Annotated in this window: 17 protein-coding genes; 8 read left to right on the top strand and 9 right to left on the bottom strand. The window is 41.2% G+C overall.

Features of this window, described 5'->3' with window-relative positions:
- Window positions 1–2 precede the first annotated feature (2 nt).
- From ACZZZW_RS08490 to ACZZZW_RS08475, 4 genes are all read right to left on the bottom strand, one after another.
- The gene (locus ACZZZW_RS08490) at window positions 3–290 is read right to left on the bottom strand and encodes a hypothetical protein (protein ID WP_463492919.1); all 288 of its coding nucleotides are present in this window, start codon (window positions 288–290) and stop codon (window positions 3–5) included.
- A gap of 59 nt (window positions 291–349) precedes the next feature.
- On the bottom strand, window positions 350–964 hold the full coding sequence (locus ACZZZW_RS08485) for a class I SAM-dependent methyltransferase (protein WP_463492918.1): 615 nt from the start codon (window positions 962–964) through the stop codon (window positions 350–352).
- Between the two features lie 146 nt (window positions 965–1110).
- Window positions 1111–1335 carry a hypothetical protein gene (locus tag ACZZZW_RS08480; RefSeq protein WP_463492917.1) on the bottom strand — a complete coding sequence of 75 codons (225 nt, stop codon included), beginning with the start codon at window positions 1333–1335 and terminating at the stop codon, window positions 1111–1113.
- A 125-nt stretch (window positions 1336–1460) separates the two neighbouring features.
- Entirely contained in the window at window positions 1461–1961 is a 501-nt protein-coding gene (locus ACZZZW_RS08475; protein WP_463492916.1) for a hypothetical protein, read from the bottom strand.
- A gap of 419 nt (window positions 1962–2380) precedes the next feature.
- Here ACZZZW_RS08475 and ACZZZW_RS08470 point away from each other — a divergent pair, with 419 nt between their 5' ends.
- The 3 genes from ACZZZW_RS08470 to ACZZZW_RS08460 all read left to right on the top strand — a co-directional run bounded on the left by ACZZZW_RS08470 (window position 2381) and on the right by ACZZZW_RS08460 (window position 4419).
- Window positions 2381–2650 (top strand): helix-turn-helix domain-containing protein, encoded by a 270-nt coding sequence (locus tag ACZZZW_RS08470; RefSeq protein WP_463492915.1) that lies wholly within the window; start codon window positions 2381–2383, stop codon window positions 2648–2650.
- A 276-nt stretch (window positions 2651–2926) separates the two neighbouring features.
- On the top strand, window positions 2927–3376 hold the full coding sequence (locus ACZZZW_RS08465; protein ID WP_463492914.1) for a PRC-barrel domain-containing protein: 450 nt from the start codon (window positions 2927–2929) through the stop codon (window positions 3374–3376).
- 446 nt (window positions 3377–3822) lie between these two features.
- Entirely contained in the window at window positions 3823–4419 is a 597-nt protein-coding gene (locus ACZZZW_RS08460; RefSeq protein WP_463492913.1) for a GIN domain-containing protein, read from the top strand.
- Between the two features lie 6 nt (window positions 4420–4425).
- On the opposite strand, the gene ACZZZW_RS08455 is transcribed toward ACZZZW_RS08460, so the two are convergent.
- Window positions 4426–4806, bottom strand: coding sequence for an SDR family NAD(P)-dependent oxidoreductase (locus ACZZZW_RS08455; RefSeq protein WP_463492912.1), 381 nt, complete (start codon window positions 4804–4806; stop codon window positions 4426–4428).
- 105 nt (window positions 4807–4911) lie between these two features.
- Between ACZZZW_RS08455 and ACZZZW_RS08450 the strand changes: the two genes are divergently transcribed.
- The 3 genes from ACZZZW_RS08450 (at window position 4912) to uvrA (ending at window position 8540) form a co-directional block, all read left to right on the top strand.
- Window positions 4912–5271 carry a winged helix-turn-helix transcriptional regulator gene (locus ACZZZW_RS08450; RefSeq protein ID WP_055911057.1) on the top strand — a complete coding sequence of 120 codons (360 nt, stop codon included), beginning with the start codon at window positions 4912–4914 and terminating at the stop codon, window positions 5269–5271.
- 299 nt (window positions 5272–5570) lie between these two features.
- Window positions 5571–5864, top strand: a complete 294-nt coding sequence (locus ACZZZW_RS08445) for a putative quinol monooxygenase (protein WP_463492911.1) — start codon at window positions 5571–5573, stop codon at window positions 5862–5864.
- 132 nt (window positions 5865–5996) lie between these two features.
- Window positions 5997–8540 carry an excinuclease ABC subunit UvrA gene (gene uvrA / locus ACZZZW_RS08440; protein WP_463492910.1) on the top strand — a complete coding sequence of 848 codons (2544 nt, stop codon included), beginning with the start codon at window positions 5997–5999 and terminating at the stop codon, window positions 8538–8540.
- Between the two features lie 669 nt (window positions 8541–9209).
- Here the strand turns inward: uvrA and ACZZZW_RS08435 are convergent.
- Window positions 9210–9440 (bottom strand): RNA polymerase sigma factor, encoded by a 231-nt coding sequence (locus ACZZZW_RS08435; RefSeq protein ID WP_463492909.1) that lies wholly within the window; start codon window positions 9438–9440, stop codon window positions 9210–9212.
- Here ACZZZW_RS08435 and ACZZZW_RS08430 point away from each other — a divergent pair.
- Window positions 9346–9792, top strand: coding sequence for a PepSY-associated TM helix domain-containing protein (locus ACZZZW_RS08430; protein ID WP_055911063.1), 447 nt, complete (start codon window positions 9346–9348; stop codon window positions 9790–9792). The genes ACZZZW_RS08435 and ACZZZW_RS08430 overlap by 95 nt on opposite strands.
- 116 nt (window positions 9793–9908) lie before the next feature.
- Here ACZZZW_RS08430 and ACZZZW_RS08425 read toward each other — a convergent pair whose 3' ends face one another.
- Complete coding sequence (locus ACZZZW_RS08425) at window positions 9909–12302, bottom strand: TonB-dependent receptor domain-containing protein (protein ID WP_463492908.1); 2394 nt, start codon at window positions 12300–12302, stop codon at window positions 9909–9911.
- Between the two features lie 98 nt (window positions 12303–12400).
- A complete protein-coding gene (locus ACZZZW_RS08420) occupies window positions 12401–13135 on the bottom strand; it encodes a hypothetical protein (protein WP_463492907.1) in 735 nt (244 codons plus the stop codon).
- Between the two features lie 190 nt (window positions 13136–13325).
- Here ACZZZW_RS08420 and ACZZZW_RS08415 point away from each other — a divergent pair, with 190 nt between their 5' ends.
- Complete coding sequence (locus ACZZZW_RS08415) at window positions 13326–15791, top strand: TonB-dependent receptor (RefSeq protein ID WP_463492906.1); 2466 nt, start codon at window positions 13326–13328, stop codon at window positions 15789–15791.
- A 665-nt stretch (window positions 15792–16456) separates the two neighbouring features.
- Here the strand turns inward: ACZZZW_RS08415 and ACZZZW_RS08410 are convergent.
- Window positions 16457–17737, bottom strand: a complete 1281-nt coding sequence (locus ACZZZW_RS08410) for a family 16 glycosylhydrolase (protein ID WP_463492905.1) — start codon at window positions 17735–17737, stop codon at window positions 16457–16459.
- Between the last annotated feature and the right edge of the window lie 193 nt (window positions 17738–17930).

Raw genomic sequence — 17930 nt, 5'->3', positions numbered from 1 at the left:
TTCTAGTTGATATCTATTTTGGGCGTACCCTTTAGAAGAATACTGACAGGGCTTTGAGCAGCGCCGATAAAAACCATTTCAAGCTGGGTATGCAGATGGACCCCGGCGGCTTTAAGGGATTGATCACCAAATTCAACCATAGCGGTTTCATCTTTAAAAGTAAGATCAACGGGCAGGTGGAGGGCAATGATGTTTGGAAGGCCGACTTTAAGGGAAATATTAAAGTTCTTTAACAGACTTTCCAGTTTTTCTGCCACCTGTGCAAGTTCGTTGGGCGTAATGCTGGCCATAGCAATTAAAATTTATGATATTTTTTTAGGTAAATGCGATAAACGAGTTAAGCTACTTTTTATTTTTTGATGCACCAGGTGGTCATGCTGCGCATATTCTGTACATTGGTGGTCTTGAGGGGCTCGTGGAGTGCGGCCCCCAGCTTATTGGTGATCCGGATCAGCATTTCCTGATTGACCAGAAAGCGTTCGGAACCATCGGGAATGATATACCTTCCATTACCGATAAAATGAACTGAGGATTCAATACCGATGTCGGAAGATAGCCTGCAAAAAAAGTAACCTCCTGGCTTCAGCACTCGCCACATTTCCTCAAGCATGGCCTCAAAATGCTTCAGACTTTCGGCGAAATGCATCACTGCACTGCTGATAACCAGATCAAATTTTTCATTTTCAAAGGGCATGTTTTCGACCAGTGACACCTGAAAACGGTCTTTTCCAGCTGCAGCTGAAAACTGTTCCGCACTTACCTGCAGCTGGGCTATGGCCTCAGCACTACTATCGATTCCATAGGCCTGATACCCGTTTTTCAAGAAGTACATCAGGTTTCTCCCCGTACCACATCCCGCATCCAACACCCTATTGCAGTTGGAATAAGTACCTTTCAACAATTGGTCAAATAAGTAGATATCAATATCCCCAAAGGTTTCGCGCAGGTCCTGAACTGTTTTCATATCTAAGGCAAAGATATAAAAAGGAGCGAAAAGGTAAACCGCCAGAGAGCCTGCCCTCGAGCTGTGGCACAGATCCTTTCCTCATCCTTTGATGCGTTCCGCTGACCGGGCAGCAGGGGTTTCATCGTATATTCTTTATCATTTTTTCAGATCGAATCACTTCTCTGCCTATATTGAAACCGGCTCATGATCAACGGGAAAGCGGTATGAAGCCAAAACTCCGAGCTGATCATTCCTTCTGAGATACCACTACCGGGATTATAACGCGCCTGGTAATGCGTTTCCTTACTGCTTAACTTATCTTCAATAATTCTATCGACAGTTGATGATAAAAAATGAGCAAGCTCTTCACAAGATATGATCTTTTCCATTTGCCGTGCTGCCTCTTTCAGCTCATGTCATAAATAAGGGTCTCCTCTTAGCCCCACCTGGCAGGCTCGGGTTCAAAAAGATAATTGTTCTGCGCTGTCATATGCCGCTAACTACTAATTATGTATTAAAAGCAAAGTGCATCTGCAAACTTTTTGGTTGCATAAGCCTTATAAATGTTATTTGCGCGCTGGATCTGTTCTTTTGATATATTCTCACTTTTCATCACCTTCTTCCCTTCCATTACGCGGTATGCCCGGCCATCTTTGATATAGATCCGGTGTTCTGTTTTGATATCTGGTCCCGCTGCCGGCCCGCCTTCAATCAACTCATAACAGAATATGGGTTTTCCTGCACGGTAAAAATAGCTGGCCGTCCATGAACCATCACCGATTGATCCTGCTTCGGTTATTTTAACAATGCTTTTACCTTCAAAAAAATAATTCACCCTTCCATCTTCCACGCACCCTTCCTTTTCATACTTATAATTCTGCTGGCTCAGCTTAAGCCCGTTTATCCTATTGTATTCCTTTCGGATGGCTACTATGATCGCATTATCCTGCGCCAAAGCATGTCCGCACAACAACAAGGAGAAAATAATCAGTAAATTTTGGAAATGTTTTATCATATCAAGATTTTTGGCATATATAAATGTTACCCGTACAAATTTAACATTGGATAGCTTGTTTTTTAAAAATAATTGATGATTACTTTTCTAAAGAATCCTTCGAAATACCAAGTAGCGTAAAATGGCAGATGAATATTAACACCGCAATAAATCAGCGTTCTAAAAACAGGGCTGTACTGAATCTTTTTTGTGGACGTGCGGGCGACTAACCCTTACCCAACTTTCATCAATCGGATTTTTAAAGTACTATGGTATCCGGATATATTTGTTTATAGAACAATCAGGGAAAGCTTATCGCAGGAAACATTTTCGAGGCTGATTTGCAAAAACAGGGCTAATGTTTAAATTTGCGCCAGTAATTAAAGTTGAGCCGTAAAATGGTTTCAACAGATCCCTGACCCAATCAATACATCCATAAAATGGAAGAAAACGACTTTGTCTCCATATGGCTTCAAGAAACCGGTAACCCGGCCATTGAGAAATTAACGCAAATGAATCATCAACTTGCAGCTCAAACTGCAGAAATCCTGTCTGAAAAGGGGCTGTCCGAAGATGACTTAGCTGCCATGCTGGACATCAATCCCGATGAGATTAAAAGATGGCTGATCGGCAACCATCCTTTTAGCGCGAAAGTTCTAAAAGAAATTTCTTCAATTGCAGTTAGTAATTCAAAGCCTGAATTTTCGTAAATGACCATATGGAACGGGTTTGAGAAAGAACAAAAAACAGCGTCAAAAGCATTTCATAAAATATTTTTCCACTGATAATCCATTTCTTTGGCGGAAAGCCCAACAATTTAACAAATGACTAAAAGAGAGCCATTTACGACAAAAACAATACTCTATGACAGCCCATTTATCTCTCATAAATTCATTGAAGCTGAGAATTGTATGAAAACCATCTTACCATAAACTTGTTGTAAAAACAGGAGCAATATTTAATTGCCCTTTCAAAAAAAGCAACTTATGGATTCAGGAACTATTGTATACAGCAATTTAGAAGAGCTCTCAAAAAGTATTTATCAGTTAACAGATGGCGAGGCTGACATTAAAAGTTGGCCGGTGCGGAACGAAGCCGGAGATTCGGTTGGAAATGTACGCGATCTGCTGTTTGATCCCGAGCAGAACGCGGTAAGGTATGTTATTGTAGAACTTGCAGATATGGGTGAAGATCTTGAGGAGAAAGCTGTACTGATCCCGATCGCTCTTGCAAATTTAGCCGAAGACAAAAAAGAGGTTGTTCTACCCGATATTCACCATGATCAGTTCAGGGCAATGCCAAGATATATCATCGGCGAGGTAACCCCGCAGATCGAGGATGAAATCAGACGCGTTATCGGAAGTCCGGCAGCCTTGAGGATCGAAGATGAAATAGTAGAGATTGACCGCGCAAATTTTAACCGCCATCAGCTATAAAAAGCCAGCTGCCAGGTAGCGTGGATTGTGAAGAGCAGTCTTGAAATCACGCTTCATCAACAAAAATTTAATTTATATTTTACATAAACGGGAACTTATCCACTGGATAGTTCCCGTTTTCTGTTTATAAAAGACTCAAAATCAAAGTCATTCCGGAACCTTGAGCTGCACATCTATCATTTTGATAACAGGTCTTATCAAATCTTTAGCATATGCTGCTTCGCAAATGAACACCTACGCATATACCGGTGAGGGAAGTTCATCAAATCAAATGTTGGAGGTATAAGCCAAAACAATTACGCTTGTTCGCCTGATATTAAAAGCTGTTCGTCGATAATTACCCCGCGTTGGTATATTAGGCCATTTTCTGCTGCAACGTTTCTGCCTTAGCTGCGTCTTATCATTAAAACAGAAACAAAATATTTAAAATATAAAACAACAGCATCATGAAAACCTCAATCAAAACCCTAACAAAATCTTTATTGGCAGCAATCGTTTTAACTTGTTCAATCTTCTCGACAAACGTTTCAGCAGATGAGAAACAGCCCGCTAAAATATCTGCACCTAGCAACTTTAACAAACTTATCGTAAGTGGAAACATAGAAGTTACACTAATCCAGAATGGAAGAGAAGGGGTCAGCTACAATGATGACAATAACGGAAAGGTTAAAGTGATTCAGGATGGATATGCTTTAAAGATCAGTTCAGAAGATAAAAGTACGGCAAAAATAACTGTGTATGTAAAAAACATCTATCGTCTTCAGGCCTCAGATGACGCCGTTGTAAAAACAGATGGCAAACTGGATGTAAAATATTTTCAGGTTTTTCTTAAAGGAAACGCGGTCGCCAAAATAAACTCACATTCTGAAAGTTTATATACTGTGATCGAAGACAATTCAGATCTTAAGTTATCGGGCGACACCAAAAGCCACAGCCTGGTGATGGGTAAAACACAAAAACTGAACCTTGATAAATTTGCTGCCCTAAAAACAGAAATGAACACTCCTGAATCCATGATACAGACAGCTTCACTAGCGAAATAATTCAATTCAGCTATATGGAAGCAATTTCTGTAAGGTGAAATAAGGTCCTTTTACGTTTGTATTGAACTGTGCGTCGAAATCGGCTTCGGTAGCCTCGGCGATGGGTGCAAAGGTGGCTATTCCTGCATTTAAAAATATTACGTCTAGTTTTTGACCGCTTTCTGCTATAGCTGTGGCCAAAGTTTCAATGCCAGCGAGGTTTGAGGTATCTGATTTAACGGTCTTAAGGTGATCGCTTTTGAGTAAAGCGGCGGCTTTGTCGAGGTTTTCAATGTTTCTTCCTGTAATCCATACATTTGCGCCCGCTTCAATGAAGGCAGTTGCGGTTGCAAATCCTATTCCTGTTGTTCCTCCGGTAATTACTATGTTTTTTCCTGTAAAATTCATTTTTAATAGATTTAATTTATGATGCAAATTTAGAATAGCTTTATATATTATTGTAACTTTGTAACTAAAAGTAACAGTAACATTTGGGTAACTAGGTAACTAATTATGGAAAATATTTGTTGTCCGGCGGATAATGAGCACAATAAAAAACAGATCCTGGCTGTCCATGATGCTATGGATGTATTAAGTGGAAAATGGAAAATCTCTATAATTTCCTCTGTCTGTTATTTCAATCAACGTAGATTTTCTGACATTTTAAATGACGTGAGTGGTATTTCAAACAAGATGCTAAGTAAGGAACTTAAGGATCTTGAAATAAATAAATTGATTAAAAGAACTGTTTTAAGTACCCAACCGGTAACCGTTTTGTATCAACTTACTGAATATGGACTTACTTTAAAAACTATCATAGATAATCTTGCAGATTGGGGCAGGCAGCACCGGAAGGAAATCACGGGCAAATAAAGTATGATCATGTTGCTTTTCTTTTAGCTGGTTGTAGGCTTTCAGAAAAGGATGTCCGGTTTGGAGGGTACCAAGGGGCCGCTTTTGGGATCATCCCACCCGAACTAGGGCGCCCGGTATGAAATTAAATGTTTCTTTTCTTTAAAGGTTTAACCCTTTCAGCTTTCCTAGGGCACTTTATTATTTTAATCTTTAATAATCTGATTATTTGATAGTTAATATTATAACGTGGCACTATTCGCGGGCTTTCTTGGCAGTGGAATTTTTGCCGCCGATAATCCTACTTAATTATAAACGAAATGGAAAAATTAGCATTACTGGCCCGCCTCGATGCCAAAGCTGGTAAAGAGCAACAAGTTGCAGATTTTATCAAAAGTGCCCTGCCTTTGGCCGAAGCTGAACCCGGAACTATCCGTTGGTATGCGCTACAGATCTCGCCGTCTACCTTCGGTATATTCGATACCTTTGCGGATGAAGCTAGGCGGGATGCACATCTGAGTGGAGAAATTGCCAAGGCTTTGATGGCCCATGCGGATAAACTGCTGGCTACGCCGCCGATAATCGAAAAGGTTGCCTTGCTGGCAGTTAAATAAGTGAAAAATAAAAAGGCTAGATCCCCTATGGTAACATCAGGTGACCTTGTCTCAGTTAAATTTATGTTTACATTTCTGCCCCTAGATGAAATCAAAAAAAACTAGCATCCTCTTTACTTTGTTTGACAAGATATGCCTTCACAAAAAAAATTACCCAGCATCGTTATCAGGGGTGCCAGGGAACATAACCTAAAGAATATCGATTTGGAAATACCAAGGGACCAGTTGGTAGTATTCACCGGGGTCTCTGGATCTGGAAAATCTTCGCTAGCCTTTGGTACCCTTTACGCAGAGGCACAGCGCAGGTACCTGGAATCCGTATCTCCTTATGCGAGGCGGCTTTTTAATCAGATGTCGATCCCTGAGGTAGACAGCATCACCGGACTTCCTCCGGCGGTTGCGCTGCAGCAGCAGCGCGGAGGAGCCTCGACGCGCTCTACAGTGGGGAGCGTGACGACCCTTTCCAACTTGCTGCGAATGCTCTATTCCAGGGCCGGGGATTATCCGGGCGGACAAGGTTTCATCTATGCAGAAGGCTTTTCGCCCAATACACCTGAAGGTGCTTGTGGGCACTGCCATGGACTGGGTAAAGTATATGAGGTGAGCGAAAGGAGCATGGTTCCCGACGAAACAAAAACTATCCGCGAGCGCGCGGTTGCCAGTTGGCCCACTGCGTGGCAGGGCCAGAACCTGCGAGATATCTTAACCTCTATGGGTATTGATGTTGACATTCCCTGGAAACAGCTTTCTAAAAAGGACCGTGACTTTATCTTGTATAGTGAAGAATCGCCTACGGTTCCTGTCTACCCAGGGTATACCCTGCAAGAGGTGCAAAGGGCAATCAGGGCAAAAAAACAGTTCGATTATATGGGTACCTTTATTGGCGCACGGCGGTATGTACTGCAGACTTTTGCGACCAGTCAGAGTCAGTTGATGAAAAAACGCGCGCTTTCGTTTATGACCGGAAAGGAATGCCCGGTCTGCGGGGGAAAGAGGTTGAAAAAACAGGCGCTGTCGGTAAAATTTGAGGGATTGGATATTGCCCAGATGAGCCGACAACCGCTCCAGGTGCTGCAAGATCTTTTCGGTCCTTATGCACGGCAATCGACTAAGGGGGATAATTCAAATAGGCATCATCTGGAAAAAAAACTGGTTACCCAGCGGATCGCAGCTGACCTGTATTCACGCATAGCGGTGATGCTGGATCTAGGGCTGGGTTATCTCAGTCTGGAACGGAGTACGCCGACGCTGTCTCCGGGAGAGCTGCAGCGGCTTAGGCTTGCTACTCAGGTACACTCTAATCTTTTCGGGGTTGTTTACGTATTGGACGAACCATCGGCAGGACTGCATCCTGCGGATACCCGGGCGCTTCTCAATATCCTTGACCGGTTAAAACAGGATGGCAACTCAATCTTTGTTGTCGAGCACGAGATTGAGGTCATCCGCCATGCCGACTGGATCGTAGACATTGGTCCCGGTGCGGGCGAAAACGGTGGCAGGGTGATCTATAACGGCCCTGCGGCAAAGATCAAGGACTGCAAAGCGTCCATCACGGCGGGTTATCTCTATCCTAAAACACCATCTGCTAAAGCCAATGCACAGGCAGAAAGGAAACCGGAACAGTGGCTGGAACTAGAAGGGGTACACAAGAATAACCTAAAGGATTTAGATGTTGCCATCCCGATTGGGATAATGACCAGCGTAACGGGCATTTCGGGATCGGGTAAGAGTAGTTTGATCTCCCAGGTTTTGGTTGAACTGGTGAGGGCTGCGCTTGGGCAAAAGCCAGAAGCTGCTGAAGCGGAAAGCGGAACGGACCTTTTGGAGCAGCAGCCTGAGGACATGGTAAAGGGCGCGATTGCCGGAGGGCTCAAGGGGATCCGCCGTCTGGTCGTGGTAGACCAGAAACCCATCGGCCGAACGCCGAGGAGCAATTTGGCCACTTATACAGGTCTTTTCGATCCGGTGAGGAAGCTGTTCGCCAGCACGCCTGGGGCCAGGAAAAAGCGCTATGATGCAGGGCGGTTCTCTTTTAACGTGGCCAAGGGCAGGTGCGCCAACTGCCAGGGCGAAGGACAGGTAATGGTAGAGCTCCTGTTCCTTCCCAGCGTGTACACCCCCTGCCCTGTCTGCATGGGAACACGCTACAACGCGGATACGCTGAAGATCGTCTATAAGGATAAAAATATTGCCGATGTGCTGCAGCTCACAGTGGATGAGGCCGCCGATTTCTTTGATGAAGAACCTGGCATTTCAAGGGCGCTTGAAACGGTAAGGGAGGTTGGCCTTGGCTACCTTAGGCTTGGACAATCTGCCACAGAACTCTCCGGGGGCGAGGCGCAGCGGATTAAACTGGCCACTGAACTCCAGCGCGCGCAGAACGGAAGCACGCTTTATATCCTCGATGAGCCAACGACGGGCCTTCACCCGAGCGATGTTTCGCGGCTGATGGCCCAACTTAATCGCCTGGTTGATGCCGGCAATACGGTTGTGCTGGTGGAGCACGATATGCACGTGGTGGCAGGAAGCGATCATATCATCGATATCGGCCCGGGCGCGGGATCCCAGGGAGGAAAGATTGTAGCCACCGGGAGCCCTGCCGAGGTAAGCAGAAATGCTACAAGCCGAACTGCCCCCTATCTGAGAGCCTATCTTTCGGGGAAAATTAGCGGATAGCAACCTGGGCGTGCAGTTTGATTACGTTTTTTGATTTTGGGCCTAGCTGGGGATTTCGCTAAAAGTGACTCTTCTTCACTTTTGGTGAGACGAAAAAAGTTAATTATGACTCGAAGGAGATTAAACTCTTAAAGGTGGTTTGATTCTGCTATTGGATCATACTTAAAAAACTGAACCCTCAAATTTTCACCAAAAGTGACGAAGAACTAGTATGGGTCGGAATATCCAGTCGGAAATCTGTTTAATTAAACTAATAATATCAAAGGATTTGGAGATAAATCCTTGTGTCTTACGTGAAAGTTGTGCCTTTCTCCTGTTCGAGTGCGCACTCATCATGATAATAAGAATCTTGTTTGTTGTATTATTTTTTCGTCAGCATTCACAAACGCCTATTCTATTCCCATTTGGTAATCTAATATTTAGCAGGAAACAATCTGCTTGATCATGTTTATCTTTTATTATAAAGTCGTTGATACTGGAAAATTTTAAAACTTCATGTTTTTCGATTTGCAGTATAATTTCCCTAATGTCTTGATCATCTTCGAGCACATAAATGTTTTTTGACATCTATACCTAACTTTATAAAAAACAATATAACATCTAAAATCTTTTTACATTTTTCAAGGTTTCACAAATGGGAATACTGAGTAAGGATATGTAAAAAAGTTACTATCTGTACATCTTTAGATAGTTTTTAAGCTCTAAGCGCGCCTGATGTATGTATGTTTTGACAGTGCCTAATGGAACATTGAGATCTTTGGCTATCTTATCATATTTATAACCTTCAAAATATCTTTGAAATCTGATGTTAACAGCGGTTGATGGGAAAGTAGCTAAGCCAGAAGTAGTGAAACAAAGCGTAGAAAAAACTAAGAAAATTAAGGGTTTGTATGCCGGCATTGTAGCAAAAACGGATAGCATTTATCCTTATCAAGGAAATTTAACCATCAACTTTCCTGATAAAAAAGATAAGCCCGTATTGGTTTCTAAAGAAAATGAATCTAAATTAATTAACACGGTTAGCCAAGTATATTTCGACAGTAGAAATGGAAAGCTTATTGTTGAACGCCCATTTTCTGGGCTCAGCACTGGTAATCAAATAAGGAAGTTAAATAAGGCGATTCATACCGGAAGTATTTTGGGTTGGCCTACAAAATTAATCATGTTTATTGTCGCTTTGCTTACCGCATCGCTTCCAATAACAGGTTTACTGATCTATCTCGGAAAAGGTAAAAAGGCCAAAAAAGCTTAATGAGCAACATTTTCTTTTTAAATGCACTATTTATTTAAGCCGTTTATCATGCTGCGCTTATCGAAAGACTCGTTCAAGAAGAATAAGGCGTTTCGACAAGCTCAACGTGACAAATTTTAGAATTTAAGAATAAAGTTCCCAGTAAATCTAGCTGGTGCTTGTGGCGTTAGTCGTACCGACCATGCTTTTTCACTCGTTAAATTGTCCACTTTAAAACCGATTCTAAACTTCGAGTGATCATAAAAAATACTGGCATCGAAGATTTGATATTCAGGAATAATGAATTTAGAATTATAAGTGTTTGTGTAATAAGATTTATCACCTGTGTTTCCACCAAAACCGGCACCCAAACCTCTCAATTTACCTTCAGGGAAACGGTAGCTTACCCAGAAGTTAATCGTATTTGGAGGGCCTGATTGCCCTGGACGAAGTCCATTGTTTCTGATATCACTTGCATCAATTACCTTACTATCGTTATACGCATAACCGGCAACAATGTTTAAACCAGCAATTGGATTAGCAGTTAACTCCACCTCTAAACCCCGACTTAATTGCGAACCATCCTGAACACTGTAATTGGCATCTATTGGATCAGGACGTAATATATTTTGCACTTTGATATCGTAATAACTAATTGTACCTACTAGTTTGTGGTCGAATAAATCTGCTTTTACACCGAATTCTAACTGATCTGCGTATTCTGCTTTAAAGCCGCTTCCATCTCTTGCAATACCACTCTTATTAAAAAAGCCATTCATGTAGTTACCAAAAAGTGAAACACGATCTTTTAATACTTCGTATACCAATCCAAATTTTGGAGAAAGGCTGGTTTGATTGTATGGCCCTGCCTGAACACCACCAACACCTAAACCGCCTGAGGTTAATCCGGTAGAAATATTATAAACCCCTTTGTACTGATAACGATTTACCCTTAAACTTACCATCGCATTTAACTTATCTGTAATGCTAAATACGTTTGAAGCATATGCCGCATAAGTATTATCCCGATTAGTTTCCTTACGCAAAGTACCTCTAGAAGTTAGTGAATCGACCTTGAACTGACTAACGCGGTAAGTTGCAGGTGTATTAATAAAATCAACATCCGGCAGGTTTACCGTTACACGGTCAAAATCATTATAGTTATTGTAATAATCAACCCCAACAACTATCCTGTTGCGGTGTCCAGCTATTTTAAAATCACCAATAAAATTTTGTTGAAAGTCTGTTGCTATAAATTGGGTGTAACCAACAATTACGTTAGGGCGGATGGTTGTTTCAGTTCTTCCGTTTAATGCCGTAATATCTCCACTGATAGATGAACGTGCTCTCGAAAGAATGGTTTGAGAAGTCCATTCATCTGAAATCTTGTAATTGATTTGTCCGAAAATGTTCATCATTTGCGTGCTATAAGTCAAATCATTGCTCAAAAACGTTTTATTGTAAGGGAATCCAATATCTGCAATTGAACGTTCTACGCTAGTTTGACCAGCTGGTACTGCAACATATGGGTTTAACCTCACTACTGAAGTTCCTTTGGCCTGGCCAAATTCTACATCAAGTAAAAGTGATAAACGATCTGTAATTTGATAGGAGAAACTCGGTGCTGCACTTACACTATTCGTATAACCTAAATCCTGGAAACTATGTTCCCAAGTTGTGGCACCATTTAAGCGGAAAAGTGCTGTTCTATCTTCATTAATCGGCGTATTTACATCAACAGTTAACCTGTTAAAGTTCCAGCTACCCGTAGTGTAACCCACTTCGCCACCAAAGTCATTATATGGTTTTTTGGTAACACGATTATATAAACCACCATAACTACTGGCAATGCTGTTACCGAACAGCGTTGCAGATGGGCCTTTAATCGCTTCGATACGCTCAAGGTTTGCCGGATCGATAAAAGAAAATGCAGCACCTGCTACACCATTTCTTGCGTTTGGCTCGGTATCAAAACCCCGTGAACGAAGAGTGACCCTTCCTTGATTGGCTATCATAGGAATACCTGCACCAGGTACATTCTTGGCAATACTTCCAAGATCTACAGCCATTTGCTCCTGAAACAAAGCTTTTGGTACCGAATTATAAACCTGAGGATTTTCGAGGTTTTTTAACGGCAAACGGGCAATGTAAACGCTTTCTTTCTGCGTGAACTTGTTGGTAATGCCCGCTACAGTAACCTCTTGAAGTGCCTGAACGTTTTCTTTTTCAAGCTTATAATCCAGTTTTGCGGTCTCCCCTTGTAATACAGTAATCTGTAAATCCTTTTGTGGATTACCAAGCAACTGAAAGCGAACTGTATATTTACCTGGGGCAACGTTATTGAAAGTATAATTCCCATCCTCATCAGTTAGCGTCGATTTTCCAGTTTCTAATAAAGAAACAGAAGCCGATGCATATGGTTGGCCATCCACCAAAGTAACCTTTCCAGCTATTTTACCTGGACCTTGGGCAAAAGTCGATATCCATATTAGCAATAAACAGGTGGTGAACAGTAAATATAAAAATTTCATCAAATAATATTTTAAGATCTGTGCCATAAAGGCGCAAATATAAAAACATTATTTATAATTAGTCTAAGTAAGTTTAAACTCTCAAAAGTTAGACAAGATCAGTCGATGAACAAGCAGTAGTTACACCTGTATCTGATACTGGTGTAGTTTGTTTCTTGATAGCTTCCAGGTTTTTTATCCACCCAATCAAGGCGAATATTGTACATTCCCCTAAGTTGATTTACAGTAAAACTTGCTTCGCCTCTATTATTGAGTGTTAGTTCTTTCTCCCAATTTTCCGGATTGAATATTCTAATTTTCGTTCCGGCTTTTTCGCTTTCTCCATTTCTAAATGCTGTAAATAAAATTTTGTTTCCCTCTTTTAGTAAAATAATGTCCAAAAACTGTTGTGGCTTTAAGTATTTATCTTTTTGATCACCTATCAAATATGCTCCGCAAAGATAATCGACAGGTAATATGTTCTCTCCTCCAATAGCCGATCGATCTACTACCGGATGTGTGTTATTGAGGCCAAGTATGCGATATAAACCTTGTTGTGATGGTGTAAAATCTGTTTCCCAACAATTTTCTTTTTTTACAAGCTGAAGTACTTCTTTTTTCCCATCCGGGGTAATAAAAGAAAACTTAAATTCACCTGCCAAATCGAGCTCCTTTCCAGTCTGCCGATGTCGAACGCCATCTTCATCTATATTTCCGTAAATGACCCGAATGATTACCTTTTCATTGATCTTTTTCTTCCCTTTAATTTCCATCCAATAAGCACTTCCTTGAACGAAAAAGGGGAACATCAAACCCAAAATGATTAATATATTACGTAGATGTGCGATTTTCATACCGCAAAGTTAACCACATTGCAAATGGAAACATATTTTTTGTTAATGATTTCAATAAAATCAAAGGAAATGGGGACATTGGTTTGTAAATAGTCCGGTACAGTTCAAATTAAATTCGATACTGAATACCTTCTTCAGATTTTCAACAGAATCTAAGCTGATACTTGCCACGATCTTTTTAATACTAGACATGCGATATCTTTTATTTTTACTATTATTTTTATCTATTCATACCTCTTCATCTGGCCAAAGCAATACAGGAAAGGCAAAGGTAACCGGAACGGTATTAGATGTGACTACAAAAGAAGCTATCGATTTTGCGACAATTACAGTGTTTAAAACAGGTACAAAAACCATAGTCAATGGAATAAGTTCTGATGCTAAAGGAAACTTTACTGTCTCAGGGCTCCCAGGTGGCACTTATAACGTTTCTGTTGATTTCCTTGGCTATAAGGCTCAGAACTTTCCTGTAACTGTGAGCCCAACATCCTCCACCATCTCCTTGGGAACTATTTTATTAGCCTCAACGATAGACCAACTGCAATCGGTTACCGTAATGGCTAAGACACCAATTATTGAGAACAGAATAGATAAAACAGTATACAATACAGCAAACGACCTTACAGCGCAGAATGGCATTGCGTTAGATGTTTTGAAAAAAGTTCCTATGGTGAGTGTAGATATTGATGGAAATGTAGAATTGCAAGGTAGCGGAAGTGTCCGGTTTTTAATTAACGGCAAGCCATCAAGTATATTTGGTGCAAGCCTGGCCGATGCATTACAGTCTATCCCTGCTAGCCAGATTAAAAGCGTGGAGGTCATTACCAGTCCGGGCGCAAAATACGATGCCACCGGTACAGGTGGCATAATCAATATTGTTTTAAAAGACAATAAACTTCAAGGAATAAACGGTACTGTGAATTATTCTATTGGTTCCAGACTTCAGAATGGTTCAGCAAACTTGAATGTTAAAAAAGGAAATTTTGGAGTTGATATCTTCTTTAGTGGCAACCAGCAGTTTAACACTGTTGCTAAAAGTTCTTCCAGAAGAACATCCTACAATACAACCAGGGACACCATTAATAATTTCTTTCAGGACGGCAGTAGTTCGCAGAAAAGGGGTAGTTACCAAACAGGCTTAAATTTAAACTGGAATATTACTCCAAAAGATGAGCTTACAGCCACTTTAGGATACAATCATTTCAACAATAATACGAATGGAACAACTAACCAGATCCAGCAATACCTGCTGGCGACATCGGGAAACAACATTTCTGATTTGAGGAGTTTGAGAAATTCAACTAGTAATTTTAGTGCCAACTCCACCGATGTGAGCCTGGCTTACAAAAAGACTTTCAAAAAAGAGGGCCATGAAATGGACTTTCTATACAATGCAAGTTTTGGCAATAATCTGGTAAAAGCTTCACAGATTTCAACTTATCAAGGCGGAGGTTTTCCAAATACAGGATTGAATAGCAGCAATCCCGGAAAGGAGAACGAAACAGAAATTTCGATGAATTACACGCTTCCTGTAACCAAGAAATTGACCATTGAGGGTGGTTCAAAAATATTGATTGACAACCTAAACAATAATGTACTGACCGACACGCTGCTTACAAATGGAGCTTACATCAATAATACAAACCAAACCTATGGCTTTAACTACAAACGAAATGTGTATGCCGCTTATCTTTCGGCATCGTTTTCACTTTTTAAAGATTTCATTACCGGAAAAGCAGGCCTGAGATATGAAAGAACAGGAAAAGTAGCCGATTTCTCAGGAGCTGCAATCGCCGCTTATAACACATTTGCACCTTCATTTACCTTACAGCATAAGCTTGATGAGACCCAATCGGTCAAATTTTCCTATAATTACCGGATAGAAAGACCGGATTATGGTGATTTGAATCCATTTTACAATATAAGCGACCCGCACAATATCAGTACCGGGAACCCGCTTTTGAAGCCTGAAATTGGCAATAACTTAGAATTAGGTTACAGCAAAACTTTCGAGAAAGGTGCTAATATTTATTTTGCAGGATATTATCGCCGCAACACCGACGACATGCAACAGTTGACCACGTTTTATGATGTAATTTCCATCAACGGCGTCGATTATTCTGCGGTAGCCTTGACGCAGAGGATGAATCTTGGTTCTCAAACCAGTATTGGCGCGAGCCTTTTCGCCTCTGTGCCGGTGACTGAAAAGCTTAACTTGCGGACCAATCTTCAAGCCGGCAACAGAAGTAACATTTCGCCCGGACTGGCAAGCGTAAGCGCTTTTGCCTATAGAGCAAATTTGAATGCCAGCTACCAATTTGGTGGAAATTTACTTGCTGAAGTTTTTGGGAACTACAATTCTCAGCAGCGGAACTTCAGGAGTACCAGACCATCGGTATTTAATTATAGTTTAGCGATAAGAAAGCAATTCTGGAATAAAAACGGAAGTATCGGCCTCACCGCAGCCAATCCTTTTAACCGTTATTTAACACAAAGACAGACAAGCTTTGGTCCCAACTTCGAACAAACGAACTTGAGACTTGTCCCTGTTCAATCGTTTGGTTTAAGTCTCTCATATAAATTTGGCAAACTTCAGTTCAAAAAAGATAAGGAAGAAGATGTACCTCAGTTACCGGATGTTGGTGGAGGAAAATAATTGGAGGTATGAAACTTTTGTCATCACTTTCGACCAAAAAGAAAGTTTATCACCGCCGTCATTGGGTCGTCAGGCATCAATTTATTCGCAATTGATGAATTGTATCAATGCGTAGAATAACCTAAAAAAACTAAGGATCTACCCTCTGTCCGGCCACATCCGGGTCATGGAACCCCTGCAAACGACTACAGGCACCATCATATGCCGGCTAAGCTGCTTCACAACGCGCTCGAAGAAACCCCGGTAAAGACGTTGCCAACAATTAATCGACCGATCTATCTACTCTTTGTGAAGCAACATGTGACCGTCTAAATTTACCTGCCAATTTGAGTGCCATTAATAAAATCCATTCTATCTCCTGAATCCAGCACCTTCCCTGTCTATCGCTAATAACGGATCGGGTTTAGGCCATGCGAAGAGAATTCATCTTTACATCCACCCTGTCAGACTGTTTCCGTAAAAATAACGCAACCAGTTTTTACTCCAATATACCTACATTGGAAGATCGCTTTTAACCCTAATAGATGTTATGGGTAAAGTTAACAGGAGACCACCTTAATTAATTGTATTTACTGCGTTTGTCATTTTCTACTGCAAGAACTTTACCGGTTAAAAATGATAAATGATCAGAAAGTAAAACTGTTAATGTAGTCTCCTGATAGATTTTACTGTTTTTCTAAATAGAAATCATCACCATATACGGTACCTGTTGCGGGTTTATAGAAATACAGCGTTGCACTCGTGTTGCTGGCGCCAGTTGTAAAACTTACTGATCCAAGGGAATAAGAGGTTGTACTGATCGGAATTGCAATGGCAGAACCTCCATAATTTTTTACACCAATTGATACACTTTCCCCGGCAGCAGAAACTTTTGCATAACCTGCGAATTTATAAGTGGTATTAGGCGTCAATCCCGTGATTACCTGTTCCAAAGAACTTTCTGCACCAGTTTCTTTTAAAGATTTTGAGCCTGTTCTCGCATTACCCGTTACAACCGAAACCGTACCTCCCCAACTTGTCCAGGGAGCGATAGATGTACCTTCAAACCCTCCATTGCCCAAGAGCGAAAGTTTATAAACCCTCACATAATCTACCTGCATACTGAAAGGAAGATTTGAATTGGTAATGGCGCCCGGCCATCCTGCCCCACCTGCCTGATTCAGGATTACATAAAATGGAACATCAAAAGGATACTGCTGCCACCCTCCCGAGGTTAACTTACTGTAGGTATATTGAAGGGTACCGTTTACATAAAACTTAATAGCTGATGGATCCCATTCGATTGCATAAGTATTAAATTCAGTCGTGTTATATGGGGCTGCTTTTGTTGCGGTACTTGAACCATTTGCATTTGTAACCACGCTGTTGTGTATGGTGTGATGAATATTTGCTTCGTTGTTTACATGCTCCATAATGTCTATTTCGCCACAGGCAGGCCAACTCCCCGAATGTGCTGTTGCGGGTTCGGGCATCATCCATATAGCCGGCCATGATCCCTGCCCTTGGGTAAACTTAGCCCTTACCTCAATTTTTCCATAAGCAATACTAAATTTACCTAAAGAGCGGACCCCTCCTGAATGATAAGGCACCGGGTCTCCTGCAATCGTAGCATTATCCATCCTAAACTGCATGTTACTGCCATCCTGAGACACATAACTGGTAGATGAGGTGAGGTACTTATTCCAGGCAACTGTTCCGCGGGGAGCGTATTCCCATTTATCAGCATCAAAAGATCCCGTAGAATTAAATTCATCCGACCAAACTAAGTGATAACCGGGAGTTGCTACAAACTGGGCAGAAGCAATACTCAAATTTTCGCCTGCTTCAGGTTTATTAAATGTTTGCGCATTAGCAGATTTCATTTCATCTTTGCTACATGCAGATATTGCAGCACAGATAGCTAAAAACCTGATCGACTTTAAAGTTTTTTCAATTTTTCTTTTCATAATGGTTTATATTTATTTTGGTTAGGAATTTATCATTACGCTTTAAGCATAATTTATTTGAAGATGCGGCTCTAATTTTTCCAAAGGATCACATTAAGGTTGTAAAAACAGCAATAGCTGTATTTACAACCTCATTTGATTTAATGAGCAATCTGGCGGATATGCTATTAGGTGCTTGAATTTAATAAGCCCT

The sequence above is a fragment of the Pedobacter sp. AC379 genome (genome assembly GCF_979258145.1).
Note: the sequence above shows the minus strand (reverse complement) of the source record. Positions and strands in the feature narration are given on the sequence as shown.

Excerpts from the sequence above, each read along its gene's own strand:
- ACZZZW_RS08485 (WP_463492918.1), bottom strand. The coding sequence starts at position 964 with ATGAAAACAGTTCAGGACCTGCGCGAAACCTTTGGGGATATTGATATC.
- ACZZZW_RS08415 (WP_463492906.1), top strand. The coding sequence starts at position 13,326 with ATGCGATATCTTTTATTTTTACTATTATTTTTATCTATTCATACCTCT.
- ACZZZW_RS08470 (WP_463492915.1), top strand. The coding sequence starts at position 2,381 with ATGGAAGAAAACGACTTTGTCTCCATATGGCTTCAAGAAACCGGTAAC.
- ACZZZW_RS08480 (WP_463492917.1), bottom strand. The coding sequence starts at position 1,335 with ATGGAAAAGATCATATCTTGTGAAGAGCTTGCTCATTTTTTATCATCA.
- ACZZZW_RS08490 (WP_463492919.1), bottom strand. The coding sequence starts at position 290 with ATGGCCAGCATTACGCCCAACGAACTTGCACAGGTGGCAGAAAAACTG.
- ACZZZW_RS08465 (WP_463492914.1), top strand. The coding sequence starts at position 2,927 with ATGGATTCAGGAACTATTGTATACAGCAATTTAGAAGAGCTCTCAAAA.
- ACZZZW_RS08475 (WP_463492916.1), bottom strand. The coding sequence starts at position 1,961 with ATGATAAAACATTTCCAAAATTTACTGATTATTTTCTCCTTGTTGTTG.
- ACZZZW_RS08420 (WP_463492907.1), bottom strand. The coding sequence starts at position 13,135 with ATGAAAATCGCACATCTACGTAATATATTAATCATTTTGGGTTTGATG.
- ACZZZW_RS08425 (WP_463492908.1), bottom strand. The coding sequence starts at position 12,302 with ATGAAATTTTTATATTTACTGTTCACCACCTGTTTATTGCTAATATGG.
- ACZZZW_RS08435 (WP_463492909.1), bottom strand. The coding sequence starts at position 9,440 with ATGCCGGCATACAAACCCTTAATTTTCTTAGTTTTTTCTACGCTTTGT.
- ACZZZW_RS08410 (WP_463492905.1), bottom strand. The coding sequence starts at position 17,737 with ATGAAAAGAAAAATTGAAAAAACTTTAAAGTCGATCAGGTTTTTAGCT.
- ACZZZW_RS08445 (WP_463492911.1), top strand. The coding sequence starts at position 5,571 with ATGGAAAAATTAGCATTACTGGCCCGCCTCGATGCCAAAGCTGGTAAA.
- ACZZZW_RS08460 (WP_463492913.1), top strand. The coding sequence starts at position 3,823 with ATGAAAACCTCAATCAAAACCCTAACAAAATCTTTATTGGCAGCAATC.
- uvrA (WP_463492910.1), top strand. The coding sequence starts at position 5,997 with ATGCCTTCACAAAAAAAATTACCCAGCATCGTTATCAGGGGTGCCAGG.
- ACZZZW_RS08455 (WP_463492912.1), bottom strand. The coding sequence starts at position 4,806 with ATGAATTTTACAGGAAAAAACATAGTAATTACCGGAGGAACAACAGGA.
- ACZZZW_RS08430 (WP_055911063.1), top strand. The coding sequence starts at position 9,346 with ATGTTAACAGCGGTTGATGGGAAAGTAGCTAAGCCAGAAGTAGTGAAA.
- ACZZZW_RS08450 (WP_055911057.1), top strand. The coding sequence starts at position 4,912 with ATGGAAAATATTTGTTGTCCGGCGGATAATGAGCACAATAAAAAACAG.